General features: G+C 61.0%; 11 protein-coding genes. 8 read left to right on the top strand and 3 right to left on the bottom strand.

The genetic code is table 11. The annotated features are described in order from the left end of the window. Nucleotides 1–166 precede the first annotated feature (166 nt). The 4 genes from DKB71_RS31760 (at nt 167) to DKB71_RS31745 (ending at nt 4,383) form a co-directional block, all read left to right on the top strand. Nucleotides 167–1,561, top strand: a complete 1,395-nt coding sequence (locus DKB71_RS31760) for an FAD-binding oxidoreductase (RefSeq protein WP_408599263.1) — start codon at nt 167–169, stop codon at nt 1,559–1,561. Between the two features lie 36 nt (nt 1,562–1,597). Next, nucleotides 1,598–2,263 carry a fumarylacetoacetate hydrolase family protein gene (locus DKB71_RS31755; protein ID WP_408599262.1) on the top strand — a complete coding sequence of 222 codons (666 nt, stop codon included), beginning with the start codon at nt 1,598–1,600 and terminating at the stop codon, nt 2,261–2,263. Between the two features lie 156 nt (nt 2,264–2,419). Continuing rightward, nucleotides 2,420–3,346: an SdiA-regulated domain-containing protein gene (locus DKB71_RS31750; RefSeq protein ID WP_274073608.1), complete on the top strand. Its 927-nt coding sequence runs from the start codon at nt 2,420–2,422 to the stop codon at nt 3,344–3,346. A gap of 119 nt (nt 3,347–3,465) precedes the next feature. Further along, on the top strand, nt 3,466–4,383 hold the full coding sequence (locus tag DKB71_RS31745; protein ID WP_274073607.1) for an SdiA-regulated domain-containing protein: 918 nt from the start codon (nt 3,466–3,468) through the stop codon (nt 4,381–4,383). A 123-nt stretch (nt 4,384–4,506) separates the two neighbouring features. Here the strand turns inward: DKB71_RS31745 and rpiA are convergent, their stop codons facing one another. Then, nucleotides 4,507–5,181, bottom strand: coding sequence for a ribose-5-phosphate isomerase RpiA (gene rpiA, locus DKB71_RS31740; protein ID WP_046818391.1), 675 nt, complete (start codon nt 5,179–5,181; stop codon nt 4,507–4,509). A gap of 272 nt (nt 5,182–5,453) precedes the next feature. On the opposite strand from rpiA, the gene ilvA reads away from it, so the two are divergent. Next, nucleotides 5,454–6,968 (top strand): threonine ammonia-lyase, biosynthetic, encoded by a 1,515-nt coding sequence (ilvA, locus tag DKB71_RS31735; RefSeq protein WP_274073606.1) that lies wholly within the window; start codon nt 5,454–5,456, stop codon nt 6,966–6,968. 39 nt (nt 6,969–7,007) lie between these two features. Then, nucleotides 7,008–7,433: a DUF2269 family protein gene (locus tag DKB71_RS31730; protein ID WP_408599261.1), complete on the top strand. Its 426-nt coding sequence runs from the start codon at nt 7,008–7,010 to the stop codon at nt 7,431–7,433. A gap of 108 nt (nt 7,434–7,541) precedes the next feature. On the opposite strand, the gene DKB71_RS31725 is transcribed toward DKB71_RS31730, so the two are convergent. After that, nucleotides 7,542–8,198, bottom strand: a complete 657-nt coding sequence (locus DKB71_RS31725; RefSeq protein WP_406592326.1) for an HAD family hydrolase — start codon at nt 8,196–8,198, stop codon at nt 7,542–7,544. Between the two features lie 143 nt (nt 8,199–8,341). Between DKB71_RS31725 and DKB71_RS31720 the strand changes: the two genes are divergently transcribed. Both DKB71_RS31720 and ptsP read left to right on the top strand, forming a co-directional pair. Continuing rightward, nucleotides 8,342–8,821, top strand: a complete 480-nt coding sequence (locus tag DKB71_RS31720) for an RNA pyrophosphohydrolase (protein WP_007897732.1) — start codon at nt 8,342–8,344, stop codon at nt 8,819–8,821. 22 nt (nt 8,822–8,843) lie between these two features. Beyond that, nucleotides 8,844–11,123, top strand: coding sequence for a phosphoenolpyruvate--protein phosphotransferase (ptsP, locus tag DKB71_RS31715; RefSeq protein ID WP_408599260.1), 2,280 nt, complete (start codon nt 8,844–8,846; stop codon nt 11,121–11,123). 112 nt (nt 11,124–11,235) lie between these two features. Here ptsP and DKB71_RS31710 read toward each other — a convergent pair whose 3' ends face one another. Beyond that, nucleotides 11,236–11,982, bottom strand: coding sequence for an NRDE family protein (locus DKB71_RS31710; protein ID WP_408599259.1), 747 nt, complete (start codon nt 11,980–11,982; stop codon nt 11,236–11,238). Nucleotides 11,983–12,048 lie beyond the last annotated feature (66 nt).

The raw sequence follows: 12,048 nt of genomic DNA, 5'->3' as shown, positions 1-12,048 counted from the left end.
TGGTCAACAGACGCTGACCCGGACGACAAGAATGCCGTCGCCGCAGAACAGCCGTTGGGCACTATGCTGCGGGGTCGGTATGCTAGCATATGCACCCCGCTAAACACTCATTCCTGCGACGTGAAGCGTTCTCAGGATGACCATGAATTGTTCGAGAGTTCTGTCGATGACCAATCCTGCCCTGATTGATGAGCTGAAGACCCTGGTTGAGCCTGGCAAGGTGCTGACCGACGCCGACTCCCTGAATGCTTACGGTAAGGATTGGACCAAGCATTTCGCCCCGGCCCCGACCGCCATCGTGTTCCCCAAGACCACCGAGCAGGTCCAGGCCATTGTCCTGTGGGCCAATAAACACAAGGTCGCGCTGGTGCCGTCCGGTGGTCGTACCGGCTTGTCTGCCGCTGCCGTCGCAGCCAATGGCGAAGTCGTCGTGTCCTTCGACTACATGAACCAGATCCTCGACGTGAACCTGACCGACCGCACCGCCGTGTGCCAGCCTGGCGTGGTTACCGAGCATCTGCAGAACGTGGCCGAAGAAAAAGGCCTGTACTACCCGGTGGACTTCGCCTCGGCAGGTTCGAGCCAGATTGGCGGCAATATCGGCACCAATGCCGGCGGGATCAAGGTAATTCGCTACGGCATGACCCGTAACTGGGTGGCGGGCATGAAAGTCGTCACCGGCAAGGGCGACGTGCTGGAGCTGAACCGCGACCTGATCAAGAACGCCACCGGCTACGACATGCGCCAGCTGTTCATCGGTGCAGAAGGCACCCTCGGTTTCGTGGTCGAAGCGACCATGCGCCTGGATCGCGCGCCGAAAAACCTGACCGCCATGGTCTTGGGTACTGCCGATTTCGACTCGATCATGCCGGTGCTGCACGCGTTCCAGAGCAAGCTGGACCTGACCGCTTTCGAATTCTTCTCCGACAAGGCCCTGGCCAAGGTCATGGGCCGTGGTGACGTGCCGGCGCCGTTCGAAACCGACTGCCCGTTCTATGCGTTGCTGGAATTCGAAGCGACCACCGAAGAAGTGGCCAACCACGCCCTGGAAACATTCGAGCACTGCGTCGAGCAGGGCTGGGTGCTGGACGGCGTGATGAGCCAGAGCGAAACCCAGCTGCAGAATCTGTGGAAACTGCGCGAATACATTTCCGAAACCATTTCCCACTGGACGCCGTACAAGAACGACATTTCGGTCACTGTTTCGAAAGTCCCGGCGTTCCTCAAGGAAATCGACGCGATCGTCGGCGAACACTACCCGGACTTCGAAATCGTCTGGTTCGGCCACATCGGCGACGGCAACCTGCACCTGAACATCCTCAAGCCGGATAACCTGAGCAAGGACGAGTTCTTCGCCAAGTGCGCCACCGTCAACAAGTGGGTGTTCGAAACCGTCGAGAAGTACAACGGTTCGATTTCCGCCGAACACGGCGTGGGTATGACCAAGCGCGATTACTTGACCTACAGCCGTTCGCCAGTCGAAATCGAGTACATGAAAGCCGTCAAGGCGGTGTTCGACCCGAACGGCGTCATGAACCCGGGCAAGATTTTCGCTGTTTGATTTTCGAATTTAAGTGCAACGAAGCAGGAGTCGGTAATGAGCTATCAGCACCAGTATGTCGACGGAACGCGTATTCACTTCCCGCTGGGGAAAGTGGTGTGCATCGGGCGTAACTACGCCGAACACGCCAAGGAACTGGACAATCCGGTACCGACCGAGCCGCTGCTGTTCATCAAGCCCGGCAGTTGCGTGGTGCCGCTGGAAGGCGGTTTCAGCATTCCGACCGAGCGTGGCTCGGTGCACTACGAAGCGGAAATCGCGGTGCTGATCGGCAAGCCCTTGTCGACCAAACCCAGCGTTGAGGAAGTGCTCGACGCCATCTCCGGCTTCGCCCCGGCCCTGGACCTGACCCTGCGCGACAAGCAGGCCGAGCTGAAATCCAAGGGCCTGCCCTGGGAAATCGCCAAGTCCTTCGACGGTGCGGCGGTGATTGCGCCGTTCGTCTCCGGCGGCACCTTCGCCGACCTGACCGACATCGGCATTCGCCTGACCATCAATGGCGAAGTGCGCCAGGACGGCAACAGCAGCGCGATGCTCAACCCGATCGTGCCGATGATCCAGTACATGGCCGGCTGCTTCTCGCTGCAGGCCGGTGACGTGATCCTCACCGGTACGCCAGTGGGTGTTGGCCCGCTGAATGTCGGTGACGAGATCGTCCTGGAACTGCCGGGCGCCAGCAGCTTCACCAGCAGCGTTCGCTAAGCAACACAAAACCCTTGTAGGAGCTGGCTTGCCAGCGAAGGGGCCCTGACATTCAACATCTTCGTTGACTGTTACACCTTCGCTGGCAAGCCAGCTCCTACAGGGGGTGCGGTTGTGCTATTACCCCACGCCTGAATTTCTGGAACGCATGCCCTGATGGCCACTCAACCGCTCTCGTCGCTCAAACCTGCCCGTCGCTCGCGCTTTGCCCTGCGTTGGTATTCCTGGCTGTTGCTGTTGGTCGCCGCCGCCTACGGCCTGGCGTTTGCCATGCATTGGGATGACCGTGGCGTGCTCTGGCTGCAGGAGCGTTTTGAAAGCCCGGCCGAGCGCCAGGACAGTGTCTGGCTGCCGGACTACCATGCGGTGATCGACGCCAAGCCACTTCCGGGCATGGAAAAGGACGAAGCGTCGGACGTCACCTACGATGCCCAGACCAAAACCCTGTTTTCGGTGATGGGTAAAAATCCGTTCCTGGTCGAGTTGTCGCTGCAAGGCGATGTGCTGCGCAAAATGCCGTTGGTAGGCTGGAGCAATCCTGAAGGGGTGACGGCCCTGGGCAACGGGATGCTGGCCATTGTCGATGAGCGTGACCACCAGGTGATCCTCGTCAAGGTCGACGCCGACACTCGCGAGCTGAACATCGCTGATTATCCGAAGTACGACCTCGGCCCTTCGAAAGACCAGAACAAGGCCTTCGAGGCCGTCACCTGGGATGCGCGCAATCAGCAATTGCTGCTGGGCGAAGAGCGTCCACCCGCGCTGTTCACCTGGAAAGGCGACGGCAAGACACTCACCGGTGACAAGCAAAAGCTTGCCAGTGATGAGCTGGACATCCGTAACCTGTCTGCCCTGGCCATCGATCCACGGACCGGCCACACCCTGGTATTGTCTGCTGACTCGCACCTGTTGCTTGAGCTGGACGAGAAAGGCGAGCAGGTCAGCTTCATGACCTTGCTGGCTGGCTTCAACGGCCTGAAGAAGACCATTCCGCGGGCCGAAGGCGTGACCATGGACGAGGCCGGCACGATTTACATCGTGAGTGAGCCAAACCTGTTTTATCGCTTGGAAAAACAGAAGTAATCGCCTTTACCTGTAGGTATTTTTGCCGCTGGTTGTAGGATCAGGCCAATGGCCATTAAGCTTCAGTTCAGCCAGGCGTGATATTTCATCCGCCTGTTCTGAATCCCGAGCCCACCTGAATGCGTCGATTAGCCCGCCCCAAACCCCTGCTTTTGCTCTTGTCGGTGATTGCCCTGAGCGTATTGATCGCGGTCGGCCAGTACCTGCGCCTGTTCGAGCGCGGCTGGTTCAACCTGCACACGCTCTGGCAGCCGACGAACAGCCAGTCCATTGGCCTGGACCAGTATCGGGTGGTGTTGGAGGGGCAGGTCATTGAAGGGCTGGACGACGATGTGTCAGCGTTGACCTTCGATCCGGTGCGCAAAAGCCTGTTCACCGTCACCAACCAAAACTCCGAATTGATCGAGCTGTCCCTCGACGGCAAGATTCTGCGCCGCATCGCGATGGTCGGCTTTGGTGATCCTGAGGCCGTTGAGTTCATCAGCGCCGACACCTACGTGATCACGGACGAGCGCCAGCAACGGTTGATCAAGATTCATCTTGAGCATGACACCACCTTCCTCGACGCCGCGGACGCGGAGCAGATGACCCTCGGTGTGCACATGAGCGGCAACAAGGGTTTCGAGGGGCTGGCTTATGATTCGGTGGGCAAACGGCTGTTCGTGGCCAAGGAGCGCGACCCGATGCTGATCTACGAAGTGCACGGGTTTCCGCATTTCAATCCGGAAAAATCCTACGCGGTGCATGTGGTCAACAATCCCAAGCGCGACGCCGGGATGTTTGTGCGGGATCTGTCGAGCCTGCAATACGACGAGCGCAGCGGGCACTTGCTGGCGTTGTCCGACGAGTCGCGACTGATTCTGGAGCTGGATGTGGACGGTCGGCCGCTGAGCACCATGTCGCTGAACAAGGGGCGTCAGGGTCTGCAAAAGACCGTACCGCAAGCGGAAGGGATCGCCATGGACGATGACGGAACGATGTACCTGGTGAGTGAGCCGAACTTGTTTTACGTCTTCAAGAAGCCAGCACAACCCTGAAGCTGAAACAAGCACCCTGTAGGAGCTGGCTTGCCAGCGAAGAGGCCATGACATTCAACATCTTCGTTGGATGTAACGCCGCCATCGCTGGCAAGCCAGCTCCTACAGGGGTTGTGCGTGTTCTTACTGGGCGCGCAGGGTTTTTACGCCTTCGCTCGTGCCCAGCAACAGCAGATCCGCCGGACGCGCCGCGAACAAGCCGTTGGTGACCACGCCGACGATCGCATTGATCTGCGATTCCAGCTCGACCGGGTTGGTGATCTCCAGGTTGAACACGTCGAGAATGATGTTGCCGTTGTCGGTCAGCACGCCTTCACGGTAGACCGGGTCACCGCCGAGTTTCACCAGCTGGCGGGCCACATGGCTGCGGGCCATCGGGATCACTTCCACGGGCAGCGGGAACGCGCCCAGGACCGGCACCAGCTTGCTGGCGTCGGCGATGCAGATGAAGGTCTTGGCCACGGCCGCGACGATTTTCTCGCGGGTCAGGGCCGCGCCGCCGCCCTTGATCAGGTTCAGGTGCTCGTCGCTCTCGTCGGCGCCGTCGACGTAGAACTCCAGGTCGCTGACCGTATTGAGCTCGTACACCGGAATGCCGTGGCCCTTGAGGCGTGCCGCGGTGGCTTCGGAGCTGGCGACCGCGCCGTCGAATGCACCTTTGTGCTGGGCCAGGGCGTCGATGAAGCAGTTGGCGGTGGAGCCGGTGCCGACCCCGACGATGCTCTTGTCATCGAGTTTCGGGAGGATGAAGTCGACGGCGGCCTGGGCTACGGCCTGTTTGAGTTGATCCTGGGTCATGCGGGCTCCGAAGTGCCGAAGAGGGAACGAAAGGCCGGCATTATAGGCTTCGGGGCCGGGAAGGTCATTGCCCGATTGGCGGGTCGGTCTCCCGGGTTACTGTAGGCGCTAGCTTGCTCGCGATGGTCGTGAACGAAAACGCGTAAAAACAGGTGTCCAGCGGCGTCATTGCGTTTTTCGCGAGCAAGCTCGCTCCTACAACAGGTGGTCGTGCGGCCAAAAGCCGGGTTAGACTCCTTGATCCTGCCCAACCCGCTCAGTGATGCTTTCCGATGCTTGAACAGTACGTCAAAAAGATCCTCACCTCGCGCGTTTATGACGTTGCCGTAGAAACCCCATTGCAGACTGCCCGTCAGCTCTCCGAGCGGCTGGGCAACGAGATTTTGCTCAAGCGTGAAGACTTGCAGCCGGTGTTCTCGTTCAAGATTCGCGGCGCCTACAACAAGCTGACTCAACTGAGCGACGAAGAGCGCGCCCGCGGCGTGGTCACCGCTTCCGCGGGCAATCATGCGCAAGGCCTGGCCCTGGCCGCCAAGGTCCTGGGCGTGAAAGCCACCATCGTCATGCCCAAGACCACGCCCGAGATCAAGGTCGAAGGCGTGCGTTCGCGCGGTGGCAAAGTGGTGCTGCACGGCGATTCGTTTCCGGAGGCCCTGGCCTACTCGCTGAAACTGGTCGACGAAAAAGGCTACGTCTACATTCACCCCTACGACGATCCCCACACCATTGCCGGGCAGGGCACGGTGGCCATGGAGATTTTGCGCCAGCACCCGGCGCCCCTGGATGCGATCTTCGTGCCGGTGGGCGGCGGCGGCCTGATCGCCGGTATCGCGGCCTACGTGAAATACCTGCGGCCGGACATCAAGATCATCGGCGTCGAGCCGGATGACTCCAATTGCCTGCAAGCCGCCATGGCGGCCGGCGAGCGCGTGGTGTTGCCGACCGTGGGCATCTTCGCCGACGGCGTTGCGGTGGCCCAGATCGGCCAGTACACCTTTGAGATCTGCAAAGACTACGTCGACGAAGTCATCACCGTCAGCACCGACGAAATCTGTGCGGCGATCAAGGACATCTACGACGATACCCGTTCGATCACCGAACCGGCCGGCGCCCTGGGCGTGGCCGGGATCAAGAAGTACGTCGAGTCCCGCGGCGTCAGCGGCCAGACCTTCGTGGCCATCGACTCCGGGGCCAACGTCAACTTCGACCGCCTGCGTCACGTCGCCGAGCGCGCCGAACTGGGCGAGGGCCGCGAAGCCATCATCGCCGTGACCATCCCTGAGAAGCCGGGGAGCTTCAAGGCGTTCTGCGAAGCCATCGGCAAGCGCCAGATCACTGAATTCAACTACCGCTACAACACCGGCAGCGAAGCGCACATCTTCGTTGGCGTGCAGACCCATCCGGACACCGACCCGCGCCGCGCGTTGATCGCCAGCCTGGGCGAGCAGGGCTTCCCGGTCGTCGACCTGACCGACAACGAACTGGCCAAGCTGCACATCCGTCACATGGTTGGCGGTCGTGCCGCGCACGTGGTCGATGAAGTGATCCTGCGCTTCGAATTCCCGGAGCGTCCGGGTGCGCTGTTCAACTTCCTCAACAAGCTCGGCGGGCGCTGGAACATCTCGATGTTCCATTATCGTAACCATGGTGCGGCCGATGGCCGTGTGGTCGCGGGCCTGCAAGTACCTCACGATGAACGTCACCTGGTACCTGCGGCACTGGAAGAAATTGGCTACCCGTACTGGGATGAAAGCGACAACCCGGCCTATCAGCTGTTTCTTGGCTGAGCGGCTACGCAGATGGGCAGGTCATAAGGAATACCGACGATGGAAACGCTAACCGCCCTGAAAGCGGCGCACATGGTGGCGACGGTGGTGTTGCTGCTGGGTGCGCTGGGCCTGGGAATCTGGGTCTGGCGCGCGCGGCGTAACGGCGACGCGACGGCAGGCAGCCGCACCCTGCAACGGCCGCGAGTGTTTGTTTGGTTGTTGATGGGGCTGGCGCTGTTGAGCATGCCGTTTACCGGCTGGGGGATGGTGCATCTGGTGGGTTGGCCGCTGGGGCAGACTTGGTTGCTGGCTTCCAGTGTGCTTTACACCGTGGCGGCGTTGGCGTGGTTCTGGTTGCTGGTGCGCCTTAACAAATTGCGCAAGGCGCCGGGTGGGGTGGGTAAATTTACCTTTGCCTTGGCGTTGTTCAGTTTTGTCTGCTTTGTGGCGATTGCCGGGTTGATGGGGGCCAAGCCTGTGTAGGAGCGAGCTTGCTCGCGATGGTCGTTAACGAAAACGCGGGGTGCCTGACTCTCCGCAGCGACCTTAAGTTTTTCGCGAGCAAGCTCGCTCCTACAGGGTGGAGCTCAATTAATCGCGCAAGCTAATCACCGGCCACCCACGCTTCTCAGCCTCAGCCCGCAAATTCGGATCCGGATCAACCGCCACCGGATTCGCCACCTGCTCCAGCAACGCCAGATCATTCATCGAGTCGCTATAAAAGTAGCTGTCCTCGAGGTTGTACCCGGTCTCTTCCAACCAACGATTCAGCCTTGTCACCTTGCCTTCACGAAAGCACGGTACATCGGTACTGCGCCCGGTATAACGGCCGTCCTGCATTTCACATTCCGTAGCGATCAGGGTCTCGACGCCCAGGCGCGTGGCAATGGGGCCGGTCACGAAGCGGTTGGTGGCGGTGATGATCACCAGTTTGTCGCCGGCATCGCGATGTTTGGCCAGCAACTCGATCGCCTTGGGCAGCATGATCGGTTCGATGCAGTCGCGCATGTAGTCGCTGTGCCACAGATCCAGGGTGGCCATTTCGGTACGGCCAAGCACTTCCAGGCAGAAGTTCAGGTAGGCGGCGTTATCCAGCTTGCCGGCCAGGTAGTCCTGGTAAAACTCGTCGTTGCGTGTCTTGTAGGCGACGGCGTCGAGGAAGCCGCGCTCACACAGGTAATCGCCCCAGGCATGGTCACTGTCGCCGCCCAGAAGCGTGTTGTCCAAGTCGAATAAAGCCAGCCGCATTGCAGTTACTCGCTGAAAAGTCTGTAGAAAGGCGTCCAGAATACGGACTTTTCACAAGAGTGCACATAACGTAGACCGGCGCGTTGCTGCCTTCACAACCTTTGTGGAACAATGCGACGACATGCGTTTGCGAGGTTGTTGCCGTGATCGACCCCGATGGTTTCCGTCCTAATGTCGGGATCATTCTCACGAATGATGCCGGCCAGGTGCTGTGGGCTCGCCGTATCAATCAAGATGCCTGGCAGTTTCCTCAAGGTGGGATCAACCCCCAGGAGACGCCGGAAGACGCCTTGTACCGCGAGCTGAACGAAGAAGTTGGCCTGGAGCGCGAAGATGTTGAAATACTCGCCTGCACCCGGGGCTGGTTGCGCTATCGTTTGCCGCAACGTCTGGTCAGGACGCACAGCCAGCCGCTGTGCATCGGCCAGAAACAGAAATGGTTTCTCCTGCGCCTGATCTCCAACGAGCAGCGGGTGCGGATGGATTTGACCGGTAAACCGGAATTCGATGGCTGGCGCTGGGTCAGCTATTGGTATCCGTTGGGCCAGGTGGTGACATTCAAGCGCGAGGTGTATCGACGCGCCCTCAAAGAGCTTGCCCCGCGCCTTTTAGCGCGCGACTGACGACGGAGTTCGACCCCGAGCCATGCTCAATACGCTGCGCAAGATCGTCCAGGAAGTTAACTCCGCCAAGGATCTCAAGGCGGCGTTGGGGATTATTGTGTTGCGCGTCAAAGAGGCCATGGGCAGCCAGGTCTGCTCGGTCTATCTGCTTGACCCGGAGACCAACCGCTTCGTGCTGATGGCCACCGAGGGCTTGAACAAGCGCTCGATAGGCAAGGTCAGCATGGCGCCCAATGAAGGTCTGGTCGGCCTGGTCGGCACGCGTGAAGAACCCCTGAACCTCGAAAACGCCGCGGATCACCCGCGTTACCGCTACTTCGCCGAAACCGGTGAAGAGCGCTACGCGTCGTTCCTCGGGGCGCCGATCATTCACCACCGCCGCGTCGTTGGCGTGTTGGTCATCCAGCAAAAAGAACGCCGCCAGTTCGATGAAGGTGAAGAAGCCTTCCTCGTGACCATGAGCGCGCAGCTCGCCGGGGTTATCGCCCATGCCGAGGCCACCGGTTCGATCCGTGGCCTGGGCCGGCAGGGCAAGGGTATCCAGGAAGCCAAGTTCGTCGGTGTGCCGGGCTCGCCTGGCGCGGCGGTGGGCACGGCGGTGGTCATGTTGCCACCGGCCGACCTGGACGTGGTGCCCGACAAGACCATTACCGACATCGAAGCTGAACTCGGGCTGTTCAAGACCGCCATCGAAGGCGTTCGGGCCGACATGCGCACCCTTTCGGCCAAGCTCGCCACCCAGTTGCGCCCGGAAGAACGGGCCCTGTTCGACGTCTACCTGATGATGCTCGACGACGCGGCGCTGGGCAACGAAGTGACCACCGTGATCAAGACCGGCCAGTGGGCCCAGGGCGCGTTACGCCAGGTGGTCACCGATCACGTCAACCGTTTCGAACTGATGGACGACGCCTACCTGCGTGAGCGCGCCTCGGACGTCAAGGACCTCGGCCGTCGCCTGCTCGCCTACTTGCAGGAAGAGCGCCAGCAAACCCTGGTCTACCCCGACAACACCATCCTGGTCAGCGAGGAACTGACGCCGGCCATGCTCGGCGAGGTGCCGGAAAACAAGCTGGTGGGCCTGGTGTCGGTACTCGGTTCGGGCAACTCCCACGTGGCGATTCTTGCCCGGGCCATGGGCATTCCGACGGTGATGGGCCTGGTCGACCTGCCGTATTCCAAGGTCGATGGCATCGGCATGATCGTCGACGGTCATCGCGGCGAGGTCTACACCAACCCCAGTGACGTGCTGCGCAAGCAGTTCGCCGAGATGGTCGAGGAAGAGAAACAACTGGCCCTGGGCCTCGATGCGCTGCGTGACCTGCCGTGCGTCACGGTCGATGGTCACCGCATGCCGCTGTGGGTCAACACCGGCCTGTTGGCGGATGTGGCGCGGGCACAGAAACGCGGCGCCGAAGGCGTGGGCCTGTATCGCACCGAAGTACCGTTCATGATCAACCAGCGGTTCCCCAGTGAAAAGGAACAGCTGGCGATCTACCGCGAGCAACTCGCCGCCTTCCACCCGCAACCGGTGACCATGCGCAGCCTGGACATCGGCGGCGACAAGTCGCTGTCGTACTTCCCGATCAAGGAAGACAACCCGTTCCTCGGCTGGCGCGGCATTCGCGTCACCCTCGACCACCCGGAAATCTTCCTGGTGCAGACCCGCGCCATGCTCAAGGCCAGCGAAGGCTTGAACAACCTGCGGATCCTGCTGCCGATGATCTCCGGCACTCACGAGCTGGAAGAGGCCTTGCACCTGATTCACCGGGCCTGGGGCGAGGTTCGCGACGAAGGTTGCGACGTGCCCATGCCGCCGGTCGGCGTGATGATCGAGATTCCGGCGGCGGTTTATCAGACCAAGGAACTGGCAAGGCAGGTGGATTTCCTGTCGGTCGGCTCCAACGACCTGACCCAGTACCTGCTGGCCGTGGACCGCAACAACCCACGGGTGGCCGACCTCTACGATTACCTGCACCCGGCGGTGCTCCAGGCCCTGCAGAACGTGGTGCGCGACGCCCATGCCGAAGGCAAGCCGGTGAGCATCTGCGGCGAGATGGCCGGTGACCCGGCTGCGGCGGTGCTGTTGATGGCGATGGGCTTCGACAGCCTGTCGATGAACGCCACCAACCTGCCGAAGGTGAAGTGGATGCTGCGTCAGATCAACCTGAGCAAGGCCAAGGAATTGCTCGCAGAGCTGATGACCATCGACAACCCGCAGGTTATCCACAGCTCGCTGCAATTGGCGCTGAAGAACCTTGGGTTGGCGCGGATGATCAATCCGGCGGCGATCAAGGCCCTCTGAACCTGCGGCGCCCCCTTCGCGAGCAAGCCCGCTCCCACATTGAATCTGCGTCGTTCAGAGATCTAATGTGGGAGCGGGCTTGCTCGCGAAGGGGCCGACACGGACAACGCAACTAAATCCTGATCTCCACCTCTCCCAAATGCCCGCCATACGGCCCGAAACTCCGTTCAACCAAACGCCGCGACCCATCCGCCTGCACAATCAACGCCGTACTCGCCCGCGTGCCATAACTCTGGCTGGCAATAAACACACTCGACAGCAACGTCTCGGTCGCCAGCCCCACCCCAGTATCCGGCAACTCGGCAAAGGGTGCGGTCTGCGGGTCGTTCAGCAAGGCGAGCAGCGCCTGGGGTTGCGGATCATCCAGCACCTCACTCAACGCCGCCTTGGCCTTGACCAGTTTCGGCCACGGCGTATCCAGCCCGGCGTTCGACAGGCCGTAGACCCCCGGCGGCAGCATCACCGCTTCCGATTCCCGGGCATTGAAGTGCCACAGCTCGTTGGCGTTGCCGATCAGCAGGTTAAACCCGCCATATTCCGGCGAACGGGCGACAACGTCGTCTAAATAGTCGTCAATTGGCAGGTCTTTGGTGAGGAACCCTGCCACCAGTTCACCGCGAGACCGGCGCCCCGGCGGTCGATGCGGGTCGCGGATGTTGGTCAGCGCAGCAAAACGCCCGTTGGCGCCGACACCCAGCCAGGTGCCACCCGCCTCCAGGTCGCGCCCGGCGTGCACCTGCGGAGCTTCGGGCCATTGCGCCAGCGGCAGGCTGGGGCGGGCATAGAATTCGTCGCGGTTGGCCGCCACGATCAGCGGTTGGGCGTGGCCCGGTCGCCAGGCGAAAACAATCAGGCACATAAGGTGATCCCTGTGTGTTTTTTTGCCCACTCTACGCAGTCATGGTGCGGGTATCCATCGCCATCC

Source organism: Pseudomonas sp. PLMAX (assembly GCF_046042685.1).
Taxonomy (GTDB): domain Bacteria; phylum Pseudomonadota; class Gammaproteobacteria; order Pseudomonadales; family Pseudomonadaceae; genus Aquipseudomonas; species Aquipseudomonas putida_AE.
The sequence above is the reverse complement of the archived record's forward strand: the minus strand, read 5'-3'. Positions and strand labels throughout refer to the sequence as shown.